At 32.3% G+C, this 25,387-nt stretch carries 23 protein-coding genes; 7 read left to right on the forward strand and 16 right to left on the reverse strand.

The genetic code is table 11. From position 1 onward, the window contains the following. The first annotated feature begins 291 nt into the window (after nucleotides 1–291). The 4 genes from BXU10_RS10770 to BXU10_RS10785 all read left to right on the forward strand — a co-directional run bounded on the left by BXU10_RS10770 (nucleotide 292) and on the right by BXU10_RS10785 (nucleotide 4,740). Nucleotides 292–951, forward strand: a complete 660-nt coding sequence (locus BXU10_RS10770; protein WP_078227331.1) for a response regulator transcription factor — start codon at nucleotides 292–294, stop codon at nucleotides 949–951. A 100-nt stretch (nucleotides 952–1,051) separates the two neighbouring features. Then, a complete protein-coding gene (locus BXU10_RS10775; RefSeq protein ID WP_078227332.1) occupies nucleotides 1,052–2,530 on the forward strand; it encodes a nitrate/nitrite transporter in 1,479 nt (492 codons plus the stop codon). Nucleotides 2,531–2,798: 268 nt separating this feature from the next. After that, a complete protein-coding gene (locus BXU10_RS10780; protein WP_078227333.1) occupies nucleotides 2,799–4,187 on the forward strand; it encodes a CmpA/NrtA family ABC transporter substrate-binding protein in 1,389 nt (462 codons plus the stop codon). A gap of 187 nt (nucleotides 4,188–4,374) precedes the next feature. Beyond that, on the forward strand, nucleotides 4,375–4,740 hold the full coding sequence (locus tag BXU10_RS10785; protein WP_078227334.1) for a hypothetical protein: 366 nt from the start codon (nucleotides 4,375–4,377) through the stop codon (nucleotides 4,738–4,740). Nucleotides 4,741–4,911: 171 nt separating this feature from the next. Here the strand turns inward: BXU10_RS10785 and BXU10_RS10790 are convergent, their stop codons facing one another. Together BXU10_RS10790 and BXU10_RS10795 are read right to left on the reverse strand one after the other, a co-directional pair. Beyond that, nucleotides 4,912–5,433, reverse strand: coding sequence for a hypothetical protein (locus BXU10_RS10790; protein ID WP_078227335.1), 522 nt, complete (start codon nucleotides 5,431–5,433; stop codon nucleotides 4,912–4,914). 67 nt (nucleotides 5,434–5,500) lie between these two features. Further along, entirely contained in the window at nucleotides 5,501–6,055 is a 555-nt protein-coding gene (locus BXU10_RS10795) for a hypothetical protein (protein ID WP_078227336.1), read from the reverse strand. A 156-nt stretch (nucleotides 6,056–6,211) separates the two neighbouring features. Here BXU10_RS10795 and BXU10_RS10800 point away from each other — a divergent pair, with 156 nt between their 5' ends. Continuing rightward, nucleotides 6,212–7,117 (forward strand): IS1595 family transposase, encoded by a 906-nt coding sequence (locus tag BXU10_RS10800; RefSeq protein ID WP_078226492.1) that lies wholly within the window; start codon nucleotides 6,212–6,214, stop codon nucleotides 7,115–7,117. 48 nt (nucleotides 7,118–7,165) lie between these two features. On the opposite strand, the gene BXU10_RS10805 is transcribed toward BXU10_RS10800, so the two are convergent. The 8 genes from BXU10_RS10805 to BXU10_RS10845 form a co-directional block, all read right to left on the reverse strand. After that, a complete protein-coding gene (locus BXU10_RS10805; protein ID WP_078227337.1) occupies nucleotides 7,166–7,525 on the reverse strand; it encodes a hypothetical protein in 360 nt (119 codons plus the stop codon). 220 nt (nucleotides 7,526–7,745) lie between these two features. Further along, nucleotides 7,746–8,534 carry a hypothetical protein gene (locus BXU10_RS10815; protein ID WP_078227339.1) on the reverse strand — a complete coding sequence of 263 codons (789 nt, stop codon included), beginning with the start codon at nucleotides 8,532–8,534 and terminating at the stop codon, nucleotides 7,746–7,748. 51 nt (nucleotides 8,535–8,585) lie between these two features. Next, nucleotides 8,586–9,044 (reverse strand): hypothetical protein, encoded by a 459-nt coding sequence (locus BXU10_RS10820; protein ID WP_123921978.1) that lies wholly within the window; start codon nucleotides 9,042–9,044, stop codon nucleotides 8,586–8,588. After that, the gene (locus tag BXU10_RS10825) at nucleotides 9,034–11,595 is read right to left on the reverse strand and encodes a hypothetical protein (RefSeq protein WP_078227341.1); all 2,562 of its coding nucleotides are present in this window, start codon (nucleotides 11,593–11,595) and stop codon (nucleotides 9,034–9,036) included. Before BXU10_RS10825 ends, BXU10_RS10820 begins: the two co-directional genes overlap by 11 nt. Before the next feature lie 5 nt (nucleotides 11,596–11,600). Next, the gene (locus tag BXU10_RS10830; protein WP_078227342.1) at nucleotides 11,601–12,068 is read right to left on the reverse strand and encodes a DUF4280 domain-containing protein; all 468 of its coding nucleotides are present in this window, start codon (nucleotides 12,066–12,068) and stop codon (nucleotides 11,601–11,603) included. A 46-nt stretch (nucleotides 12,069–12,114) separates the two neighbouring features. Next, nucleotides 12,115–12,474, reverse strand: a complete 360-nt coding sequence (locus tag BXU10_RS10835) for a PAAR-like protein (protein ID WP_078227343.1) — start codon at nucleotides 12,472–12,474, stop codon at nucleotides 12,115–12,117. 49 nt (nucleotides 12,475–12,523) lie between these two features. Further along, nucleotides 12,524–13,735: a hypothetical protein gene (locus BXU10_RS10840; RefSeq protein ID WP_078227344.1), complete on the reverse strand. Its 1,212-nt coding sequence runs from the start codon at nucleotides 13,733–13,735 to the stop codon at nucleotides 12,524–12,526. A 202-nt stretch (nucleotides 13,736–13,937) separates the two neighbouring features. After that, a complete protein-coding gene (locus BXU10_RS10845; RefSeq protein WP_078227345.1) occupies nucleotides 13,938–14,342 on the reverse strand; it encodes a helix-turn-helix transcriptional regulator in 405 nt (134 codons plus the stop codon). Between the two features lie 252 nt (nucleotides 14,343–14,594). Between BXU10_RS10845 and BXU10_RS10850 the strand changes: the two genes are divergently transcribed. Then, nucleotides 14,595–15,221: a bifunctional 2-polyprenyl-6-hydroxyphenol methylase/3-demethylubiquinol 3-O-methyltransferase UbiG gene (locus tag BXU10_RS10850; RefSeq protein WP_078227970.1), complete on the forward strand. Its 627-nt coding sequence runs from the start codon at nucleotides 14,595–14,597 to the stop codon at nucleotides 15,219–15,221. A gap of 28 nt (nucleotides 15,222–15,249) precedes the next feature. On the opposite strand, the gene BXU10_RS10855 is transcribed toward BXU10_RS10850, so the two are convergent. From BXU10_RS10855 to BXU10_RS10880, 6 genes are all read right to left on the reverse strand, one after another. Next, on the reverse strand, nucleotides 15,250–15,801 hold the full coding sequence (locus tag BXU10_RS10855) for a chlorite dismutase family protein (RefSeq protein WP_078227346.1): 552 nt from the start codon (nucleotides 15,799–15,801) through the stop codon (nucleotides 15,250–15,252). A gap of 106 nt (nucleotides 15,802–15,907) precedes the next feature. Next, nucleotides 15,908–16,714 carry an ABC transporter ATP-binding protein gene (locus BXU10_RS10860; protein ID WP_078227347.1) on the reverse strand — a complete coding sequence of 269 codons (807 nt, stop codon included), beginning with the start codon at nucleotides 16,712–16,714 and terminating at the stop codon, nucleotides 15,908–15,910. Nucleotides 16,715–16,792: 78 nt separating this feature from the next. Next, nucleotides 16,793–17,680 (reverse strand): nitrate ABC transporter permease, encoded by an 888-nt coding sequence (ntrB, locus tag BXU10_RS10865; RefSeq protein WP_078227348.1) that lies wholly within the window; start codon nucleotides 17,678–17,680, stop codon nucleotides 16,793–16,795. 176 nt (nucleotides 17,681–17,856) lie between these two features. Further along, a complete protein-coding gene (locus tag BXU10_RS10870) occupies nucleotides 17,857–19,068 on the reverse strand; it encodes a CmpA/NrtA family ABC transporter substrate-binding protein (protein ID WP_078227349.1) in 1,212 nt (403 codons plus the stop codon). A gap of 31 nt (nucleotides 19,069–19,099) precedes the next feature. Beyond that, nucleotides 19,100–20,551 carry an alginate export family protein gene (locus tag BXU10_RS10875; protein WP_078227350.1) on the reverse strand — a complete coding sequence of 484 codons (1,452 nt, stop codon included), beginning with the start codon at nucleotides 20,549–20,551 and terminating at the stop codon, nucleotides 19,100–19,102. Nucleotides 20,552–20,934: 383 nt separating this feature from the next. Next, nucleotides 20,935–21,639, reverse strand: coding sequence for a Crp/Fnr family transcriptional regulator (locus tag BXU10_RS10880; protein WP_078227351.1), 705 nt, complete (start codon nucleotides 21,637–21,639; stop codon nucleotides 20,935–20,937). A gap of 188 nt (nucleotides 21,640–21,827) precedes the next feature. Between BXU10_RS10880 and BXU10_RS10885 the strand changes: the two genes are divergently transcribed. Next, on the forward strand, nucleotides 21,828–25,346 hold the full coding sequence (locus BXU10_RS10885) for a nitrate reductase (protein WP_078227352.1): 3,519 nt from the start codon (nucleotides 21,828–21,830) through the stop codon (nucleotides 25,344–25,346). Nucleotides 25,347–25,387 lie beyond the last annotated feature (41 nt).

Here is a 25,387-nt window from a genome sequence, read left to right on the forward strand (position 1 = left end):
GAAATGTGCCAATTAGATAATTGGAAAAATGTGATAATAGATATTTTATATAATTAATAACGTAACTTTTTCATTTTCAATTAAAAGTATGTTTCTTAAATCATAATAAAGTTTAGACTGTTTTTTATTTTACAATTCAAGAACACCAAAATTTGATTCACTATGAAATTATCTAATTACCTAATTGACACATTTTCACATTAACTAATTTCTTAATTTAAAAATTACGTATCTTAGCGGTTCGTTATAGATGAATATACGTAAAAGTTCAGAATTAAAATTAAGTAGAATATGAGTGATATTATTCGTGTTGTATTAGCAGACGATCATGTTTTTGTAAGAGATGGAATTAAATCTTTACTTGAAAATGAAGCAAACATAGAGGTTGTAGGTGAAGCAATTGATGGTGCCGATGCACTTGATGTTGTTGATGCCCATAAGCCGGACTTACTTATAGTAGATATTCGCATGCCTAACCTGACCGGTATCGAAGTAGTAGAAAAACTTAGAAGCGATAGTAACAACGTAAAAATTATCATGCTTTCTATGCACGAATCGGAGGAGTATGTATTAAAGTCTATAAAAGCAGGAGCTGACGGGTATTTGTTAAAAGGTTCCAGTAAAGACGAATTTTTGAAAGCCTTACATACCGTGGCCAATGGAGGTAAATATTTTAGCGGTGATATTTCTTCTATTTTAATAAGTCAGTTAACAACTTCATCACTTTCTGCAGAGCCAAAACAAAATTTTGGAGAAGAAATGATGATCACAAAGAGAGAAAAAGAAATTTTGACACTTTTATTATCCGGAAAAGGCAATAAAGAAATTGCTGAAGCTTTAGATATAAGCAAACGTACTGCAGAGGTACATCGTTTTAATTTGATGAAAAAATTAAAAGTAAAAAACCTAATGGAACTTTCTAATAAAGCTGCTGAATATTCATTATTATAAAAAACTACGTATAATTACGTAAATATTTTTCAAAAACTGCGTTTTCGCAGTTTTTAACTACGTTTTAGTACTTATTTTTACCAAAAAAAATATAAGTACCATGACAAATACAAATTCATTATCGCAATCACACAAAATTTTATTTTTAAACACATTGGCATTTACAGTGTGTTTTGCATGTTGGACCTTAAATGGAGTTTTAGTAACTTTTTTAGTAGATAACGGAATCTTTAACTGGAGCGTTGTTCAGGTAGGCTGGTTGCTTGGAATTCCGATATTAACCGGTTCTGTGATGCGTTTGCCAATGGGTATTCTTACGGATAAATTTGGTGGAAAATATGTATTTTCATTATTATTATTACTGTGTTCTATTCCTTTATTTTTATTGCCTTTTGTTAGCAGCTTTTTAATGTTTGCTATATTAAGCTTTTTGTTCGGAATGGTAGGAACAAGTTTTGCAATAGGGGTTGGATACACCTCAATTTGGTATCCAAAAGAATGGCAGGGACGCGCTTTAGGAATCTTCGGAATGGGGAATGCCGGAGCTGCAATTACTACTTTTTTAGCTCCTTCGCTATTAAATCATTTTTCTATAGAGGATCCACAAAACGGCTGGAAAATTCTTCCTGTTATTTATGCAGTTGCATTAGTTGTAATTGGTGTTGCCTTTTTGTTATTCGCAGAAAACAAAAAAATAGAAAACAATACAAAAAGTGTTTCACAAATGTTGGGCTCTTTAAAGTCTGCCCGTGTATGGCGTTTTGGAGCGTATTACTTTTTAGTTTTCGGATGTTTTGTTGCATATTCCCAATGGTTGTTACCAAATTTCATGAACGTTTACCAAACGAGTCTGGTAATGGGTGGATTATTTGCTACAATGTTTAGCTTGCCATCCGGTGTCATCAGGGCTTTTGGAGGTTACTTGTCAGATAAGTACGGAGCCCGAAAAGTAATGTACTGTGTGTTGAGTTCTTCTGTTATTTTGAGTGCTTTGTTAATGGTTCCAAAAATGGAAATTACGACAACGGGTCCTGGAGTTTTGGCGACTAAAAAAGGAATAATTACTTCAGTTTCTGATCAAAATATTAAAATTGGGGAAACAGATTTTGCTGTAGCTCAGAAAAAGGAAATCACAGATGAAAGTGCTATTTTTCCAACCAGTACATCATGGCAGCAGGTAGTTGTAGAACAAAATCAAACCGTAAAGAAAAAAGAATTACTTGCAAAAGGAATTACTGTAATTAAGTTTGATGCCAATATGTGGGTTTTCTTGGTATTGGTAATTTTAATTGGAATTTCATGGGGAATAGGGAAAGCAGCAGTTTACAAGCACATTCCTGAATATTTTCCGACAGAAGTTGGAGTTGTTGGCGGTATGGTAGGTATGATTGGTGGTTTAGGAGGGTTCTTTGGTCCAATTATTTTTGGATACTTATTAACCGCAACTGGAATCTGGTCAAGCTCCTGGATTTTTATTCTTCTTCTTTCTGTTATTTGTTTGATTTGGATGCATTATACAATTACCAAAATAATGAACGAAAAACAACCTGTTTTGTCAAAAGTAATTGATAGACAGTAAACTTTTATATTTTTTTTAATTCTTAGTTATTTAGTTATTTGAATTAGGCTGAAGCCAAAAGTGTTCTATTTTTTTCTCCTTTTTATAACCACTGTAAAAGGAATCTTAAAAAAAGAGTTTTTGATTAATTTCAAAAACTCTTTTTTTATAAAATTATCTCCTAAACGATTGATGTCGTTTTTCTGCTAATTATTTCTTTGAGGAAATAATTCAGTACTCTTTTTTTAGAGTAAATGCCAATTTATTTTTTAACCAAAAATCAGCCAGTATGAAACCTACATTACTCAGATTGTCTACGCTTATTATTGTACTCTTTATTGTTTTTAGTTTTAAAGGCAAAAATACAAATAGTACATCTTTTAAATTTCTATTAACCGATCCTCCAACAACAAAAAAACTTGTTCTTGAGAAGCCAAATGTAACAATAGGATTTATTAAACTTACCGATATGGCTCCTTTGGCAATTGCAAAACATTTAGGTTTTTTTGAAGCTGAAGGCTTAAATGTAAAGCTGGAAGTACAGGCCAACTGGAGAGATATTTTAGATAAAGTATTAGATCAGCAAATTGATGGTGCACAGATGCTGGCCGGACAACCCATAGCTGCTGCAGTTGGCTGTGGACGACAAGGAGCTCTTGTTACAACATTTTCTATGGATTTGAACGGAAATGCTATTACGGTTTCAAAAGATGTATGGTCAAAAATTGTGGATAGTATTCCACAGGAATATGGCAAACCGGTACATCCAATACCTGCAAGTGCGCTTATGCCGGCTTTAAACCTTTATAAAAAACTAAACAAACCTTTTGTGATTGGAGTTGTATCTGCTTATTCGAATCATAACTATCAATTGCGCTATTGGCTTGCTGCCGCAGGAATTAATCCGGGATTTTATAGTAACAATAATATTCAGGGAAGTAAAGGAACGACAGGCGGAGATGTACTGTTGAATATAACAGCACCGCCACAAATGCCGGAAACATTACTGGCAGGGACTATAAACGCCTATTGCGTAGGAGAGCCATGGAATCAGCAGGCTGTTGATCAGGGAATTGGGGTGCCGGTTGTTACAAGCAGGGAAATCTGGAAAAACCATCCTGAAAAAGTATTTGTGATGACGAAGGAATTTGTCGAAAAATACCCAAATACTACAATTGCAATTACAAAAGCATTGATTAAAGCAGGAAAATGGCTGGATGACCCTGTGAACAGAAAAGAAGCAACCCGTATTCTGTCAAAATCGGCTTATGTAGACGGAGAAAAAAGAGTAATCGATAATTCGATGTTGGGAACATTTGAATTCGAAAAAGGGGATGTTAGATCTATACCTGATTTCAATGTTTTTTTTAGATACAATGCCACTTATCCTTATTATTCTGATGGGATTTGGTTTTTGACTCAAATGAAGCGCTGGGGACAAATTGCAGAACCCAAAACAAATGAATGGTATCATACTAAAATCAAAGAGGTCTATAAACCCGAAATTTGGAACACTGCCGCCAAATTATTATTAGAAGAAGGATTTTTAACAAAAGCAGAAATTCCTGTAACAGATGGCTATAAGCCTGCAACTACAGAATTTATTGATAATATGCTGTATGATGGAAAAAAGCCTGTGGAATATATTAAAGGTTTTAAAATTGGAATAAAGGATTAGTTACCTATGATTGTCACTGAATCTAAGAATTTTAGCTAAAACAAATCGTTTTTATCCGAAATTTACTTACATATTTTACCCTTTTTTCTGTTTCAGAAAAAGGGTATTTTTTTTGACTTACTAAAAGCATATTATATGCTTTAATTAGTTATATTTGAGCCGATTATGAACCCCAAATTCTATCCTGATGAAACCATTTCTAAAATTATCTATGTTAACCTTTTTTGTAACTCAAACGGGTATTGCTGAAAAATTAAATGATGCTTTAATTTCAAAAAATTCAGAAATAAATTTTGCAAAAACACAAAAAAGAGGAATTAAAAAAAACAACATTATTTATTATGTTGAAAATGACCTGCAAACAATATCTGCCTACAAAAGAAGCAAATTAAAATGGCAAACCAATGTAATTTCTGTTTGTGGAGAACCAAAAGTAGGGAATCCTGAAATAAGATATGTAGGATACAATACAAACAAACTACTTATCGTAATGGGAAAACACAATTTTGCAGAAATAGATGTAAATAGTGGCATGACAAAACTTATTGGTTAAGATTGGACAAACGATATTTTATCTAACTGTCTACTATTTATCTAATGGAAACCCAATAGTTTGAAATTGCAATATGGCTAACCCGATCGCGTAGTTATGCTCAGCGATTGCACGGAAATTTTTCCGTGCCAACAAAGGGACGGGTACGGATTATAAATCCGCGCGATCGGGTTAAAAAAAACTAACTTTCTTCATTTTTTTATCATTATGAACTGCTTCATAGGGTATATTAACTTTGTCAAAATATATAATTTTTATTAAATCTTTTTCTTTAATTTTCCTATAATCTTCCTGTTCCACATAAATTCTTTTCTTTTCATTATTGAAAGTATTAATTAAAAATATCTTGAAGTATTCTGAATTAGAAGACGTCTCATATGTATATGTGAGGATATCCTTATTTTGCACTTGAAATTCAGCCTCTATACGATCAATATTACAGGTATTGATTTTTCTATTCAGAGAAATGATGCTGTATATGGAATTAAAAATCAGAAATCCTATAAATGATAATACAATTATGATTATAATTTTTATAAATAGAAATTCTACCCAATTGATAAATAAACAATAAAGAAATGAACAAAAAAAGAACAATAAAAAAATAATAATAAAATAAGATTTTTTGGCATTTTTGTTAAATGCGCTACTAACAAAAATCATCTCATCTTCTGTAATTTTTATTGTTTTCATCTTAAAAAAATCTAGTTCGGCTTTCGATTTTCGCACTTATTTATTTCACAGTGATCTCACGTGACGTTTACCACAATTTCCAATTTCTTCTTGAGAAAAAACGTGAATATTCCAACTCGTGATTATTACAAATAGCTTTTATAATAATATTCACTATCTCAAAATAAGTAATTGTTATAACTTGGTTCTCTTTTACTTTTTTGTAATCTTCCTCATTTATATAAATTCCTTTTTTTTGATTATTTTCATTAATAAGATATAATCTAAAATAATGACTATCTGAAACGGAATCTGAAGTATAAGTATAATTATCTTTTCTTTGAACAATAAAGTCTTCTGTTATTTTATAGATTTCTTGATTAGTAATTCTTTTATTGACAATAAATCTTCCATATAAAAAATTTAGAATTACTAATCCTAAAACAGAAATAAAATATATGGTTAATAAATTGTCCAGATGATTGTCAAATAGTGATAAGCCAATAAAGAAGATTAAAAAATAAATTGGCAGCAACAGAAAAGCTAGAATAAAAGGCATTATAAACAATGATTTCCATAAACTTTTATTAAATGTTTTTTTTACAAAATCAACTTCTTCGAATTTAATTTTCTCTTTTAGCATTTTGGATTATATTGTAATTTTTTAGTTTGAGAAAGATTCAAAACAGAGATTATTTACTGAAAGACGATATTTTGATTTAGTTTATGTAAAAGATTTTTGATTATCCGTAATTACTCATAATTGAATAAAAAGCCTTATTTTTGATAAAAAAAAGCGATGAATATATTCAATTTTACTGCAAATTTTGGAAGCGAAGAATCTTGCCGACTTCATTTTAAAGAAGAAAGAGATAAGATCGGAGTTCAATGTAAATGCGGAAGCACAGAACATTTTTGGATAAAAAGCAGATGGAGCTATGAATGTAAAAAATGTAGAAGTCGAATTTCATTACGTAGTGGAACGATAATGCAAAGTTCGAATTTATCATTTTTGGTTTGGTACAAAACTATATTTTTATTAACGGCAACAAAAAAAGGATTTTCGAGTAAAGAAATTCAAAAACAATTGGGATTGAAACGTTACGAGCCAGTTTGGTCTATGGTTCATAAACTTCGAAAAGCAATGGGAAATAGAGATGCACGCTATACTTTGGAAGGAATGATTGAATTTGACGAGGGTTATTTTACAATTGAATCTACTGAAATAGAACAAGAAAAAGGAATTCGTGGACGTGGTGCTGTTGGGAAATCTAACGTTGCAATTATGGCAGAATCTACCGTTTTAGAAGATATAGAAACGGGTGAAAAATCAAATCAGTGCAGGTATTTTAAAGCAAAGGTTTTAACGGATCATACATCGGAGCAAATAAATCAAACTATACAGGAATCTATTTCTGAAAAAAGTATCCTTTTTACAGACAAGAGTACTTCATATATAGACATTGCAGAATATGTAGAAATTCATATAACTGAAAAATCCAATAAAGAAACAACCACAGAAACTTTAAGATGGGTTCATATTGCAATTAGTAATGCAAAAAGAAATTTCCTAGGAAATTTCCATAAAATTAAAGGAAAATATCTTCAATTATACCTAAATGAGTTCGTTTACAAGCTTAATAGGAGGTATTTTGAGGAAAAATTATTCGACAGGCTAGTAATAGCAAGCATCACAGGGTTATGACTAAAAACGGATAATCAAAAAAAGATTTTATCTGAATTAATAAAAAAACTATTCTTCTTTTACAATTATAGATTTCAAATCATTAGCAATAGAACTAACTTCGTCTTTTTTATAATTTGAGTTTAATATAAAAAACCATTTGTCTACCGTTTTTTTAAAAAAATTAACTTCTGAATAATCGTAATTGTATGTAATATTAACATAAGGATTTCTTGTATGAATTATCAAGATTTGAAGATTTTCTTCAGCATCATTCTTTGTTGATAATAATTTATAATTAAAACTTTCTATGTGTGTATCTACACCAGCTATTGTTCCTTTTAGATCATTGTTAAATGTTATAAAAATATTTTGGTAAGCGTTTTTATTAAATCGTGTAATTTTATTCTCGTCTAAAGAATATAACACCTTAAATTTTCCGGTGTTTTACTGTTTTTAAGCCATTTATTCACATATTCTGGATCTCTTAATATATCAGGAATATTTTTGCGGATTTTATTACCTTCAATAACAATATTGTTATTAATTCGTATTAAGTCGTTTAGACCAAGAGGGAAAATAAAAAAAAATAAACCAAAGATTATTAATACCACTACTAGTACTATCCGATTAATAAATTTTCTTTTTCTCATCGTATTACTATTAGTGGAGTTCCTTCTTCTTTCCTATGAAATAAAATCATCTCAGTAAAACCATATTCATCTTTGTTATCAGATTCATAAACAAATCCAGCCGGTTGCCCAATTGATTTAAGACCTACTAATCTGTTGTTCCCATAAAAAACAAGTTTATAGTTTTTAATATCAATTGACCTGAAATTTTCTGGCAAACCATAAAAAAATGAATCTTCATTATCAATAATTTCAGTTTGGGTCAAGTAAAAACTAGTATTATGCTCATTTAGACGATCTTTATACACGTCTTTGTAATGCTTAATGTTTTTGCTTTTTAATAAATTTTTAATATTTTCTATTTCAATTGTAAGCTGTTGAAATAAAGATTCTTCTTTTTCTCTTGATAAATCAATAGATTTTGACCAACCTTTATTTTCATAAGGAACTTCAACAATAAATTTATCCTGATAATAGTAAATAGGTAAATCTTTATTTTTAAAGTCTATTGTTTGCATTTCATAAATTTGTTTTCTTCCTAAGAACTGTTTGTTTGCCTCTTTTACAAATATTTTAATATCAACTGTAGCTTGCTTTAAAATATTTTTCCCTGTTTCGATAGGTAAAACTGTAATTTTAAAATAATAAGTATCGCTCTTCAAAATAGCATCATTAAGAGGCCAATCTACAGCCATTCCTCCATTTTCATAATTGCTAAAAACTGGAAAATCATTAATTAATATTTCTATTAAACATCCACTTGTCTTAATCTCCATTTCATAAAATGGTTCATCTAATTTCAACATTATTTCTTAATTTATTTTAATTATAAAACTCAATTATTTTATCTATTCGTTCTATTGATAAATAATTCGATTATGATTATCTAAAATCTCTTGTAAACTTTTTTTATTCTTACTGTATAGTAATTTTATCTTTTGGAAATTAAAACCGCTATCAAATGTTTCCCATAATATACTTTGATCAAAGTTAATATCTGAATTAATTAATCTTAAATTTTCCTCCAATTCTTTAAACAACAGTTTTAAATTCTTGGCATCATCATCTATTTCTACATGTAATCTATCTCTTCGTACATTTAAAAAGAAAAAATAAACTATTCTATTTAGTAAGCTTTTCTTAATTAGTTTGTACTCAACAGGACTTTCTAAATATAGATCTACTCGATTTTTATATATCGAATCATCAATGTAATAGATTATAATAGAACTTATGCAATTATAGTTTATTATAGTTTGAATATTTAATGACTCATATATTAAACACTCTCCTTTTGAATAGATATTAACCTTCATGTTTAGTATATTCTTTACCATTGTCACTAAGAGTTTCACGGTTTAATACATTAAACTTCTTTTTAAATTGATCATTTGGCGGCGCATTCATTTTTCTATTTGTATTCAATGTTACAACAGTTATAGTCATTTCTGCTCCAAGCCAAATAATTTTGGTTTTAGAATAATCTCCTTTTCCTAAATCATATCCCTTTTCTTTAGTGTATTGTACTCCTGTAGATATAGCACCTTCAATTTTCAATGCTTCTTGTTCAGCTTCATTGACAGGGATTGTGTTATCAACAATCCTTTGAGTATTTGCTATAAATACTATATCTTTTCTTTTTATTCCTGCCTTAAATGAGAAGTTAATATCAACAGTTATCTTTGTTTTCATTGCCGGATCAAAACCATCGATTTCATTATAAGATAAACTTTCATCATAGGCTATAGAAGATCCAACTTCGGCAATTATATACAAATCTACCTTCGCTATTGTTTTAATAGTTTTTGCTAAAAATTCAATTATTAAACCAACTAATCCTCCAAATTTAGATGCATTTGCTACTAAATCAACACCTATTTTAATTCCTATTAATGGTTTAAAGCCAGCGCCTCCAGTGAAATTAATTACAGCCTGTTTATTTTTTTTAGCATAATCATATTTCCATTTTAAGAAAAAAACGACACTTGGAGGATCAATGTCAAAAGTTATTTTATCTAAATTTCCAGTTTTTATTGCTGCTGATAAAGGTGCCTCGCCTGTATTAAAAATGGATATCCATTTAAAAATGAGATTATATGTACCAATAATTTTTTCAATATTTTTAACAAATTCTAAAGATACCTGTTCAACATAAGCTCCTCCATTTATAGAATATTTTACTACCAAAGAATACCCAATTCCTCCCTTTTCAATAATTTTTCCTAATTGTTCTACTTTTATTCCCTTAGCTTGATAATCTCCTAAACTTTGCTGGGCTCTAGTTAAAATGCTCTTATCTGCCTTAACTCTAAAGCCAGCACCAGTGCTTATTAGAAATGCTAATTCCCATTCAATGTCAGGTAAAACATGTAAATTAATATATTTTTGATGCCTACAAGATTGAACATTAACTTTGATCAGCTTGTTAAAACTATTTTTAGAAAAAGTATTTGATAACCAAAAGTACTTTGACATGTCATTTCTATCATACTCAAACCAAGATTCAAAACTTAGCTGTCTATTTATCAATTCAGTTTGCTTAAAATTAGTCAAATCATTTTTATTGTCAATATGAATTTGGTTTCCATGATTTCTATCATCTGTATATCTACATTCATCGGTATTGCTATTTTTATCAGTTTTTACTTTTAAAATCTTCGGATCTGATCCTAAAATTAGTCCTATTTCGATATTCGAATTGTAACTTACTCCAGGTGTTTCTTTGAAGATTTCCAATACTTCCGTTTTATGATCTTTCTCATATTCTAATGTTATTTCTGTGTATTGGCAAGGATGAAAAGCACTTTCATTTGTTTCTACTGCTCCAACTACAGCAACTTTATTACTTACTTCATTAGGAGCTGTAAGAATTAAACCATTTTTAGCAATACTTAAATAACTTCGCTCAAAATTTTCAAAATAAATATCATCTTGAATTGATTTTATAATAGGAAATATTTTCAATTCTTTTCCGCCTTCCTTCTCCCAAATTGCTTCAACTAATACTTCTACTTCTATTTTTTGAGTATATTGGATATTGTCAGCTGTATTCTCTTTACTTTTTAACAAGTCGGAAACCCCTACCTTGCCAATATCGTTTTTCTTTACTTTTAATACATTTACTTCTCTAACAAAAATTGACTGACCTGAGAAATTCAACTCATCATTACCAGTAAACAAATCACGATCTATTAATTTTATTTCTACTTCTTGCCCATACATGCCAGACGTATAGATATGTAATATTACTTTAGACATAAAACCAATAGTCTCAACAATTGGCTGATAACTAAAATCTGTCCATTCTGTTCGCAATATTTTTGGTGTCCCTTTTGCTTTTACGTAAACTCCGTTTGGTATTTTTCCCATGGCACCTTCTTTTTCATGAAATGCCTCAAGCCATGCCATTCCACCTCCAACTAAAAGAGCTGGGAAAGCAACCTTTTGTTTACCTAAACTTTGTATTTGAGAAATACCTTTACTAAAGGATTGATTATGAGACAAAGTGTTGTGGTCTAGTTTATTACCAACCAACTGCCAGCACCAATTTATATTTTCATATTTCTCAATAAGAGCTTGGGATTCTTTATTCAATTTTTCCCAATCCTGCATATTAGCTTCGTAATTTTCGTCTAATTTTCTTTTACTCCATCCTTCTTTGGCATGTTGTTCCCATTTTTGTCTGGCAAATTCAAGTGAACTTTTCTTCTTTTTTTCTAATTCTTTTATTTTTTTTTCATCCTCTTGATACTGCTTGATAGTGACGAAAATAGAACCTTCATTATTTAAAATAAGGGTTCCGGTTGAGGCATTATAAGTCTGCCCTTTTTCTAATACTGGAATTATATTTAATTTGTTATAGCTCATTTTCTTTACAGATTTGGTATTTGCAATTCTCCAACTTCATCAATATTTAAACTCATTGCCGGATTAATCACCTTAATAATTTCGGGATCAGAATTTTTAATGTTTTGCTTGGTAACTTCACATATCTGTCCATTATTTATGATTTCAATACACGCACTTCCTGCTACAGCACAAGTTGCTTTACTATCTTCTAATAAAGGCTTGCCACTATTACTCAAAGTAACTTTATCATAAAAGCCGTCCCATTTAGTAATTGCCGGAGAACAAGGACTGTTGTTGGTTTTCGAGCAACTTCCAAAAGTATTTTTTTCAAAAGTTTGTCCTATATCTTTATTGGTTGCTGTTAATTTTGATTTAGCTTCCCAATCATTTATATAATGTTTTTTTTGTGTTTTTACTTTCAAAGTATCTGGTGCTGTACCAAATTGGCACTTGCAAATTGCTCCTTGACAAACTAAATGTACTTCACTCATTATTATAATTTTTGATAGTTATTAAATATATTTTGCAAAAATTAATCTATTTAAGACCGACAATTTTCAACGTACCCGCCTTTTCAATAATACAGTCTTGTCCGGAATTAACAATTGATATAACCCCACCTTGTTTGCAAAGCAATACTGATTTTGTCGTAATGTATTTCCCTTCTGCGGTTCCACTATTTGCGGTATTTAGCCATTTTTTTTCTAATGTCTCAAATTCACATGCCTTTTTATGAAGACAGCAGAAAATAAAATCGCAAATATTTACATTGCTATCAAGTATAGGATTTTTATCCTCAATCTTAAATCCATGATCTTCTGAATTTAGAAAACTTGATTCTACACTTCCATATTTGCATTGCATTGTAGCACTTTCTACGACTATATAATCTTCCATGATTATGTAAAAATTTAAAAGTTAATTTGCTCTTACTTTATTACATCTGTTAATTACCCCAAAAGCCATCCCAAAATCCTCGTTTCGTTATCATCTTTTCATTGATAATTTCGGCGTTCCAATCTATTTCTTTTGATATTGGGACTTGTGCCTCCCTTTTTTCTTCTTTCTTTACTCTTTCGTATGTTTCAAACTCCACAGTAGATATTGTTTTACTATTTTTTCTTGTATTTATAAAACCAACAATAGAAAATATACTGTTATTAGTATGGTTTAGTTTGTATTGAAAATCCATGTTATTATGAATTTTTTCTTCTAACTTTCCAATTTGAAATTCTTCTTTTTCTAAATTGATTTCTGTATTTTGCGAAGTATCATTATGTAGCTTATTTTGTAACTGTAAATTTTCTTCAAAATTCACTTTCGATCTTACAATTCCTTTACGTCTAACAAGTATTTTTGATGTTGTACTCTGGAATTCATCAATACTTTGGAATGTTTCTAATTCAGAATCATTATTTGTAAACGACAAATCAGGCAAGTAATTTTGATATATAGATGCAAAATAAATAGTGTAAAAAGGATGTTCGGCTAAATTTCTTTTCAATCGTGATGCTGATTGAATACTTCTTTCAAACGAAGAAATTAACTTGGTTATAATATCACCACCTTTATAATATTCAAGAATAGAAGGTTTCAGTATTTCCCATCTCTTTTGGATCGCTTCAATATTAAGTATTTCGTGTATTTCGCCATTCTTATTCAAACTCATCACTATTGGATAGAGTATTTTTGAAGTTTTATCTGCTAATTGTTCAATAACCATTTCTGGCTCTTTATTGTTTATGTACACCTGATTAATCTGATATTCTACAATAGAAAAATCATTATATTTCTTTAAAAACTCAATTTGTGATGTAAAATGGACTTTATTTATTAATTGATTATTCTCTTTATACAGTATTATAGTTCCGTACTTCTTCTTTAGGCCATTTTCAAAAGTTAAACGTAAACAATTGTTCTCACCTAATTTGATTTTTTCAGGAATATTGATGGCTAATTGAGCATCTGTGTCAGCCTCTAATGGAGGTAGTAATATATATTCTGCCCATTTTATAGGCAGACCTAATTCTACTAAATCGGATAATTCACAATATCTATTGTGGTAAGCTCTTACATCAAAAGCTGGCATTCCAATCTTTGCTGCAATTATTTCTATTGTCTCGCCTTTTTGAACTTTATACTTTCTAAAATTATTCATTTATTAAAATAGTTGAAAAACAAATGTAAATAATTTATTATAAAATAAGATAAAAAAATATAGCGTGTTTCTTATAAAAAAGAAATGTAGTTGTATTTAAAACAAAAAAAAGAGACAGATTTTATATGTAAATCCTGTCTCTTTTAATTAATTTTAAGGCTAATTAGTTGAATGTTAGTGGTAAATAAAAATTATTCGGAAATTATTTATTAATCAATTTTTCAAGTCTTACCATCATTTCATCCTTCTCTTTCAACATACGCTCGTATAACGCAATTTTTTCTTCGTGAAGCTTTAAAATTTCTTGCAATGGATTAACATTATAAGTACCACCAGAATTACCGATGAATGCTTCATCATAAAAAGTATTAGAAATAATATTTATCGCCTGCTCCTCATCAAAATTCTGAAAAGCTTCAACAGGAATTTTCAATACAGCAGAGATTTGTTTCAGCAAACTGTCTTCAATTACATCTTTTTGCTCCAGCATAGAAATTTTCTTTTGGTTCCAGTCTTCACCCAGATTATAAGCCAATGCTTCCTGCTTTATGTTAAGCATTTCTCTAAAACGTTTTACGTTTCTTCCCTGATGTATTTTCTGTTCCATAACGAGTATCAATTTTCTAATGGCTCAAAGATAAAGCCATTTAGATTAAAAAGTCTTAATCTCAAAGATAAAAAAATATCGGATAAAACATCTTTTTTGTCAGATATTATATCCGCATTTCGTGTAGATTATACTTTTAAAATTATAACTTCGCTGGTAAATAGTAAAATACGATTTTATAAAAATCTTCCTAAAACTTTTATTTTCATAATACTAAAACGAGTAGTGTATGATAAAAATAAACGCAATAACATGACAAACCTTTGGACCCAAAGATGGGATGACCGCTACAGCAAAGAAGAATTTGCGTATGGCGAAGAACCTAATAATTACCTGAAAGAACAACTCGGAAAATTAAATCCGGGAACTGTCCTTTTCCCGGCAGAAGGCGAAGGCCGAAATGCTGTTTTTGCAGCCAGAATAGGGTGGAAGGCTGATGCTTTTGATATTAGTGCCGAAGGGAAAAACAAAGCAATTAAACTGGCGGAAGCTAATAATGTAATGATTGGTTATCAGGTTGGGGAATTAGAATCTCTTGATTATCGAACAGAACAATTTGATGCAATTGCTCTGATTTATGCACATTTTCCGGCAGAAATAAAATCGGCTATTCATAAAACACTGCACCAGTATTTACGCAAAGGCGGAATTATAATTTTTGAAGCCTTCAGTAAAAAACATATTGAATATCTGGCGAAGGATGATAAAGTAGGCGGTCCAAAAGATATTGAATCCTTATTCTCAATTGAAGAAATTCAGTCTGATTTTCCGGATTATGAAATCATCGAATTGGAAGAAAAAGAAATTGAATTGAACGAAGGTTTGTTTCATAACGGAAAAGGTTCTGTAATTCGTTTTGTTGGGAGAAAAATAAAATAGCAAATAGAGACACAATTGTACGTCTCTACTAAACTTTCATTAATCGAATGTCAATTTCCCGATTAACATAAGTCCATTCTTCGGTTTTTCTTAAAGTGTCTAAAAGTTCCTCAAAAGCTTCTGCATCAGCTGGAGCATATTCAAACCAGGTTAAAAAATCAAATGCCTCACCAATATCTCTCGAGTGGAATAATTTTCGGGCAATAGCAGGCAGGTATTTCATTCCGGTTTGGGTATGCTTCGATTTACTCTCCATTATTTTTCTGCGTTCGTCTTGCGCCAGATTCCACCAGGTTTCTGATTTTCGAATCGGAATAAAGGCTGCGAGGGTAGCATTTTTTCTCCCAAGGTCTTCCTGAATTGAAGTTAATTTGTCTTTTTCTTCTTTTTCAGTGTAACGCAAATTGCTGATAATTCCTTTAAAAGACCAGATTCCTTTTTCAGATTGACTCAAATCTCCTAAAGGAACTTTAGTCAAATGTGAAACAGATTCGATAGGATTGCCTTTGTAGGCTGTCATTGAAGTAACTTGCCATTCGCCGGAATTGTCTCCAACGAAATCAAAAATAGTACTTGTCATAGTTTCGGGATTGAGTTATTGAAATATTTCCTGGCTTCTTTTTTAATCAAAGAATCCTTGTAATGCCATTTATTACAAGGATATGTTATTGAGAAATAAGTGAGAACTAGCTTTTATATACCATTCCCATATCTTCAATAGAGAATTTATCTGTTAACAAGTGCAATAAACGATCTCTTAAATCGATATATTCAGAGGTTTTTACAATTTCAATTTTATTTCTTGGTCTTGGCAGATGTACTTCGACAATTTCGCGGATAGTAGAGGCTGGTCCGTTATTCAAAACCACAATTCTATCTGATAAAAATAATGCTTCTTCGATATCATGTGTAATCATAACGATGGTTTTTTCGCGATTGTTTAAGTTCCATAACTTTAATACTTCAAGCTGCATCGAACCTTTTGTTAAAGCATCCAAAGCACCAAATGGTTCGTCCAAAAGCAATACGCCCGGATTTATAGCGAAGGCTCTTGCAATAGCAACACGCTGCTTCATTCCGCCTGAAAGCTGTCCTGGTAATTTGTCTTTGTGCTCAAAAAGATTCACCATTTTAAGGTTCTCAATTACGATTTCGTGTTTTTCTTTTTTAGAAATACTCATAACCGAATCAACAGCCTGAAAAATATTTTCTTCGACAGTTAACCAAGGTAAAAGCGAATAGTTCTGAAAAACGATTCCGCGATCCGGTCCTGGTCCTTTTATTTTTTTGTTAGCCAATTCAACAGAACCTCCCGTTGGAGTTAACATTCCTCCAATGGCATTCATTATAGTTGATTTTCCACATCCTGAATGTCCGATAATGGAGATTATTTCTCCCTTTTGAATAGACAAATTAATATCCCGAACTGCAATGTATTTTCCTTTTGGTGTTGGGAATGATATTTCTAAATTTTTTATTTCTAAATAACTCATGATGTTTTTATTTAATGATTGAAAAATTTAATGATTGAAAGATTTGAGATCTGCAACCTTTTAAACTCAGAACCTTTTCTAGGCTTTATAAGCCACTTTACTTTCAATAAAAGTGAATAACTTATCGAAAAGAAGCCCCACGATTCCGATAATGATAATGGCTGAGATTACTTTTTCTAAGCTTAGGGCATTCCAGCTGTCCCATACAAAAAATCCAATTCCTGCACCACCCGAAAGCATTTCTCCTGCAACAATTACCAGCCAGGCTACACTGATACTCAAACGTAATCCGGTAATAATATGAGGCAAACTATACGGAATCAAAATTTTGGTTAAATAACGCATTTTCGAAAAGCCGAATGCTTTTGCTACATTTTTATGATCTTGGGGAATCGAAGCCACTCCAAATGAAGTATTGATTAAAGTGGACCATAATGAGGTAATGAAAACAATAAAAATAGTCGCCATTCCGGTATCTTTAAAAACAACAAGCCCAATTGGAAACCAAGCCAATGGTGAAACCGGTTTTAAAAGCTGTACTATCGGGTAGAAAATTTGTTTGCAAATAGTACTGGCTCCCATCAGAATTCCAATTGGAATTGCTATTAAAGATCCCAGCAAAAATCCGGTTAAAACAGTTTTGATTGAATTGAATAATTGTAACCCGATTCCTTTGTCGTTTGGTCCGTAATCATAAAACGGATCGCTTAGCATTTCTTTTAAAACGGTAAAAGTTGCTAAAGGTCCAGGAAGGGCATCTTTGGTATAAATGCTGAGTAAGCTCCAAAAGCCTATAAAAACAAGAACTCCGATTCCTGCGAATACAGTCGATTTTAATTTTTCTGCAAATTGACTGATAATCAATTTTATTTTGTCATTTTTTACGGAATCATTTGAAGTGCCTGGTGTCAAAACTTCGGCTTGACCGGAAACAGCACTTAGTGTTAAGGTATCTTTATCAGACATGATATTGTAATTTAAATTTAGAAATTAGATTTATGAATTCCCGAGTAAGTAAATTTTGCCACAGCTAAAATGATTCTAACAGATTAAAACTTTAAGTAGGCTTAAAGGATAATGTTTTAAAGACATTAAATCTGTGGCAAGAAACAAACTTATGTACGGGAATAAAAAGAACTTTATTATTTAACTGCTTTTAGGTAAGCTGCAGGATTTGAAGGGTCAAAAACCGTTTTGTCCATCGTTAAAGAGAAAGGTTTCATATCATCATTTGGTACTTTTACTTTCATGCTTTTGGCAACTTCTTCGTATAAATCCTGTAAAATCAGTTTGTCTGCAATAGCTTTGTAATTTGGTGCTTCTTTTAACATCCCAAAACGTACATATTGTGCCATTGCCCAGATTGCATGTGATTTACGAGGATAATTTACCATTCCGCCTTTGTAAAACAGCATATAATCTTTAGAATAAACCTGAGTACCCTGATTACAACCTAAATCATAATTACCCATTAATCTGTTTTCGATCACATCTGCAGGAGCGTTAACATAAGGCGCTTTTCCGATTATGGCAGCTGCTTTTTTACGATTGGCCGGATTGTCTAACCAGATACAAGCTTCTAAAACTGCTTTCATTACTTTTACAAGATCTGTTCTGCGTTTTTCACTGAATTCTTTATTGACAACCAAAGCTTTTTCAGGATGGTCTTTCCAAATATCCTGAGATGCTACTTGTGTAAAGCCAATTCCCTGTTTTACGGCAACTCCTCCCCAAGGCTCTCCAACACAGTAACCGTCCATGTTACCAACTTTCATATTCGCTACCATTTGTGGAGGCGGAATCGTAATAATTTTAGAAGTTTTTTGATTTACACCTGCAATTGCCATCCAGTTACGCAACCATAAATCGTGCGTTCCTCCCGGGAAAGTCATGGCGAAAGTCACTTCTTTCTCAGCTTTTAATTTTGCTGCTACAACCGGCGCTACTTTATTCATTTGCTTGAAACCAACTTTTCCGCAAAAATCTTTTGAAAGTGTAATCGCCTGACCATTTACGTTTAGCATCATGGCGATTTTCATTTCAGAACCTGCTTTTCCTCCTACCCCTGTGTAAACCGAAAATGGCATTGAATACAGACAGTGCGCTCCGTCTAATTCTCCGGTTAAAATTTTATCACGAACATTTGCCCATGAAGATTCTTTGGTAACGACTACTTCAACGCCGTATTTTTTAAACAACCCCAATTCTTTTGCCATAACAATTGGCGAGCAGTCTGTTAGTGGAATAAATCCTAGTTTTACAGGGTCATTCTGAGCGGATATTTCTGTGAAGAAAGCTATAATAACTAATAATAAAGTCAATAGCATTTTTGTATTTATGAGTCCTTTTTTCATTTTAAATAGTTTTAAAAGTTATTTTATTCAATTATTTCTTTGCAAGGAAATTTGGTTTGATATTTAGCATTACATAAGCAAACTGTGGCGTTAAATCTGCATTGGCGACATTTTTAACAGGTGCAGAAGCCAATGAATTTGTTGCTTTCATGATAGAGTAACCCGCTTCAAAATTGATAATTTTGGTTAGATTGTATCTTACCGTTAAATCAACTTCGGTACCTAAATAAGAGTTTAATTTACCGCCTGCGCCATTAGTTATTTTGTTTGCCGATTCAAAACCGTGTACATCTAAAAAGAAACTTAGATTGTCTTTGGCATTGTATTTTATTTTGAAGAAATAATTTAATAAACCTTGTTTTCCGAATCCATTGGCTGCATAAAAATAATCCATACTTCCCCAGAATTTATGAGGCGTTCCGTATAGTGGATCAAAACGATTATTATCAGAAGTAGTAGTTACGGTTTTTGTTCCGTCATCACCAGATAAATAATCAACTCCGGGCCCTATGAATAATTTTCTTCCAACCTGATACGTTGATGTGATAGAAGCCATGTTGGCACTTAAAGACCTTCCGTCCTTGTCATGACCGCCCTGATGATAGAAGCTTCCCATGAAATTTAATTTTCGGGTTGCATTTACGTTATAGTAAATTCCGGTTGTGTTTCTGCTCCAAACCCCTTCACCATTTACCTTTGTAGTTACAGGAGGAGTTCCGGCTGTTACGTTGGTATATTTATTAAAATCATCTTTAAAGAATAGAAAAGACAAATCACCAAAGAAGAATTTCTTACCTATATAAGCATATTGAAATGATTTGTACATCGTTCCAATTCCGTTTGTTCCTGCACCATAAGCTGAATTGGTTCCGTTATAAATTGTTCCGGTATTATTTTCTTTATTTTGATTGAAAGCTGCCCCAACATCTGCAATCCAGCCTTTGTTTGCATATTTAAAAACGATTGCATCGTGGCGTCTTCCTTGCTGCAGCCAGTCTAAGCTTCCTAAAACTTTCTGATCATCATAAGAGATTTCCTGACGTCCTGCCTTTACCGAGAAATTCTGAATAGTACTTAAGGTATCTACTAATGAAATTTCTGCCCAGGCTTCGTGCAATAAAATTCCGTTATTAGCCTCAGTAGTTGTTCTGTTGATTGAAGAAGCATCTTGCCCCCAAACACGAACGTCTTGTAATGAAGTGTAGATTTTAAAACGGTATCCTGTATATCCTGCTGATAATCTTGTTCTTTGGCTTGTAAATAAGGCTGCTTTATCTCCCTTTTGCTGTAGTGTTCCTTGTCCGGCACGCATTTCAACACGGTCTCTTAATTGACCTGTAAGTGTAAATTGTGCTTTCGCTTCAAATTTCCCTAAACAAGTAATGGCAATTCCTAATAAAATTGTTTTTGAAAGTTTTGAGTTAAAAAGGCTTTCTTTTTTCTGGCTTTGATTCTTTAATATCAGATTAGTTAATGTAGACATGGTTATTTGTTTTGATTAGTATGAAGCAAACTTACATACGTATTAATACTTAAGTAGTGCGCTTTTACCATATCAAAACATTTTTTTTCAGCTGAAAAAAGCGTTTTAAAATCAATTTATTTACTGTGTTATCGCAGAAAATTTAAAATAACTAAGTCATAACAAGGCTTTACAAATATTGTCTTTTGAAGTTTAACTAATGTTTTGAGAAAAATAGAGTTTGTTTTAAATAAAAAACAATCTTTTTAAAGCGCTTTTTTGAGTGCAAAAAGCCAAATAAGTTAGAAATATACGTAGAATTATTTCTAAGTGATTATTGATACTACTTAAAAAGGAGATTTTATGAAGAAGAAATGTTTTTTTGAGAAACTACTTAGATCTTATTAGAAATATTTATGTTCCATTATTTCAGATTGTAGCTTTGGAAGTGCCAATAAGCCGATTCTTTTGCCAACTGTTTTTATAAGCGCTTCTTTTTTAAGACTTGAGAGTATGCGAATTGCCTGTTCTTCAGTAGTTCCGGCGAAGTCAGCGATTTCTTTTCGGGAAAGTTCAATTTCTATTAAACCATTGGTTTGACCAAACTTACGATGGATATATAAGAGTAAATCAATTATGCGTTCCCGAACATTCATGTGTGCAATTTTTCGAATGTTGTTTTCACTTTTGTTTAATTCATCAGCATAAAATAACATTAGGGCATACGTAAATTCAGGAACATTTTGAAGTATTTCCATCATCGTTTCATTACTGAAATTGCATAAAACAGTATCTTCCAGAGCGTATGCGCCAATTAAATAACGCTTGCTGGTACCAAAACCACGAAATCCAATTGTGTCTCCGTTTTTGGTTAAGCGAACAATCTGCTCACGTCCGTTAATGCCGGTTTTGACTGTTTTTACTTTTCCTTTGCAGATAAAGTAAAGTCCCTGAATAGGAGCGCCTTCAATAATAAACTGATGCGATTTTTTGCATACGAAGCTGTGTTTTTTGGCAACATACTGCTTCATTTGCTCTAAGTGAAGGTGTTTTTTTATAAAACAGTTTTCGTTTGTACAGCTATAACAAATGGCCAATTCTTCTTTCATGGTGTCCCTTTTTATTGATTTGCAAACTAAATTCCTGTTCCTTATTTATTTTGATTCAAAAATAGAAAAATAAATTGACAAAATACGTATTTGTACGTAAAAATACTTATTTTTGTGTAGATTTAAATAAGTGCTTTATCTAGAGCCTTATTAAAAGATTATAATTATAGTATTTAAAAAAAACCAGAATGCAAAACACAAAAATCAAAACTACCTGTTCCTACTGTGGTGTTGGCTGCGGAATAATCGTTACAAATGATGCAAAAAACGGTGTAATGGTTGAAGGAGACAAAGATCATCCTGTAAACAGGGGAATGTTGTGTTCTAAAGGAATGAATTTGCATTATGTAGTTAATGATACTTCAGACAGGATCCTGTATCCACAAATGCGCGGAAGCAAATCGTATCCGTTGGAGCGTGTAAGCTGGGATACCGCTATTGATCGTGCTGCAGCCGTTTTTTCTTCTATCATAAAAAAACACGGACCGGATAGTGTAGGTTTTTATATTTCAGGCCAATGCTTAACTGAAGAATATTATTTAGTAAATAAATTAGTAAAAGGTTTTTTGAAGACCAATAATATAGATACGAATTCCAGACTTTGTATGAGTTCTGCCGTGGTTGGGTATAAAAAAACATTTGGTGAAGATTCTGTTCCAATTGCCTACGACGATATTGAACTGGCTGATACATTTTTAATTACAGGAGCAAATCCTGCCTGGTGTCACCCGATTTTATTTAGAAGGCTTGAAAAACACAAAGAGAACAATCCGAAAGTAAAAATTATTGTTGTTGATCCAAGAAGAACCGATACAGCTGCTTTCGCCGATTTGCATTTGCAGATTATTCCGGGTTCTGATATTATTTTATATCATGCGATGGCAAAGCGTATCATTGAAAAAGGATATGTTGATCATGACTTCGTGAAAAATCATGCTGAAAATTTTAAAGAATATAAAGATTTAGTTTTAAATACTTCACTGGAAAAAGCCTCAAAATTATGTGGCATTTCAGTAAACGATATTAAACTGGCTGCTGATACCATCGGAAAAGCAAAAGGTTTTATTTCGCTTTGGGCTATGGGATTGAACCAAAGTGTGGTTGGTGTTGATAAGAATACAGCTTTATTGAATTTATCTTTATTAACAGGACAGGTTGGAAAGCCGGGTTCAGGGCCTTTTTCGCTAACAGGCCAGCCTAATGCAATGGGCGGAAGAGAAGTTGGCGGAATGGCGAATTTATTAGCCGCGCACAAAGATTTAGCAAATCCCGAACATCGAAAAGAAGTGGCGGATTTTTGGGGAGTTGATGCAATTTCAGAAAAACCGGGTTTGACAGCGACCGAAATGTTCGAAGCACTGGAATCTGGTAAAATGAAGGCCGTTTGGATCATTTGCACCAATCCGTTAGTAAGTTTACCTGATTCCCGTCGAATCGAAAAAGCTTTGCAAAATGCTAAATTTGTTGTCGTTCAGGATATTTCGCATAATGCAGACACTGCGAAGTATGCCGATTTATTATTACCCGCAGCAGGATGGCTGGAAAAAGATGGCACGATGACCAATTCTGAACGTCGCATTTCGTATTTGCCAAAAGGAATAAATGCTCCCGGAGAAGCACTTCCGGATATTGAAATCCTGATTCGTTTTGCTCAAAAAATGAATTTTAACGGTTTCAATTTTAATAGTGCCGAAGAGATTTACAAAGAGCATTGTGCACTGACCAAAAACACTAATATTGATATTTCATTCTTAAATTATAACCGATTAAAAACCGAAGGTACTTTTCAGTGGCCGGTTCCTGATTATGGACATCCGGGAACGCCTCGTCTTTTTACGGATAAAAAATTCTATACCCCATCACAAAAAGCGATTTTTAATTTACCAACGTCTATTGAAAATACATCGGAACAGCCATCTCCTCAATTTCCATTTATTTTGACTACAGGAAGGGTTCGTGACCAATGGCATACGATGACAAAAACCGGAAAAGTATCGCGATTGATGACGCATACACCAAGTCCGGTTCTAGAAATTAATCCGATTGATGCTTTTAAAGCAGATATTAAAGATGGCGATATCGTAATTGTAACCAGCAAGAACGGAGAAGTTCGTGTAAAAGCAAAAGTTACGGATTCAATCAAGGAAAAAGTGGTTTTTCTGCCCATGCACTGGGGAAAACAACTTGAAAATGATTTAAACAGGACCAATAATTTAACCAATACTTTAGTTGATCCAATTTCAAAAGAACCTGATTTTAAATATACGACCGTTTCAATTACCAAATATGTAAAACCTTTTCAGAAAATTGCAATTGTGGGTGCGGGAGCTGCGGCTTTCCGTTTCATTCAAAATTATCGTGAATTCAATTCTACCGATGAAATTGTAGTTTTTTCAAATGAAATAAATCCGTTTTACAATCGTGTATTGCTTCCGGAATATATGACAGGCGAATTTTCGTGGCAGCAATTATTAAAGGTTAAAGATGGTGAAGCATTAAATAAATTGAAAATTACCATGAATGCAGGTGTTGCTGTTGGTAAAATAAATGCTGCCGAAAAAACAATTATAGACACTTTAGGCGATACACATACTTTTGATTCTTTGATTTTAGCTACCGGAAGCCGTCCGTTTGTGCCTGAAAACGCACAATTACATTTGCCGGGACGTTTTACCGTGAGACGAAAAGAAGATGCTGATCGTTTAAAAAAACACCTTGATGACACCAATTTGCCTCCGGAAGAACAGCATGTAGTAATCGTGGGTGGAGGTCTGTTAGGATTAGAATTAGCAGCGGCCTTAAAACATAAAAAAGTAAAAATTACCATCATCCAAAGGGCTTCACGTTTAATGGAACGTCAGTTGGATCGTGTTTCAAGTAAATTATTGGCCGAAGAAGTGCAGCTTCGTGATATTCAGATTTATTTTGATAATGAAGTCAGTACTGTTTTTGAAACGGACAACGATAACGAGCTTGAAATAGCCCTGAAAAGTGGACGTATCATTACCGCAAATGCTATTGTATATACCATTGGCACTATTCCCAATATCGAAATTGCGAGAGAAACGGGACTTGCCTGTGGTCGTGGAGTAAAGGTAAATCAGTATTTACAATCGTCAAATCCGGACATTTATGCTATTGGAGAAATAGCCGAATTCAACAATCAGTTATTCGGAATCACATCAGCAGCAGAAGAACAAGCGGATATTCTGGCTAACTTTTTGGCCGGAGATATCAGCAGTTACTACAAAGGTTCTGTTTTAATGAACATCCTGAAACTGGAAGACATTAATCTATGCAGTATTGGTGATGTTGAAATTCCGGAAAACGATGATTCATATGAAGAAATAATTTTTGCCGATTTGAAACAACGCTATTACAAAAAATGTATAGTCAAAAATGATTTATTGGTCGGCGCCATTTTGATGGGTGACAAAAATGAGTTTGCCGAGTTTAAAACGATGATCGAAAGCAAAATTGAATTGTCAGAAAAACGAAACTCATTGCTTAGAGGAAGTTCAAATGCAAAGCCGGTATTGGGAAAATTAGTTTGTTCCTGCAGTCAGGTTGGAGCAGGTAACATTGAAGAAACCATTAAAAGCGGTGTGAATAATTTTACGGATTTATGTAAAAATACAGGTGCCGGATTAGGCTGTGGAAGCTGTAAAACCGAAGTCAAAGAAATTTTAGCAAAATGTAAAGTTTAAAAATTTTGTTTCAGGTTTTCTTTGTTTCACGTTTCAAGTTA

Source organism: Flavobacterium sp. LM4, from assembly GCF_002017935.1.
In the GTDB taxonomy this organism is placed as follows: domain Bacteria; phylum Bacteroidota; class Bacteroidia; order Flavobacteriales; family Flavobacteriaceae; genus Flavobacterium; species Flavobacterium chungangense.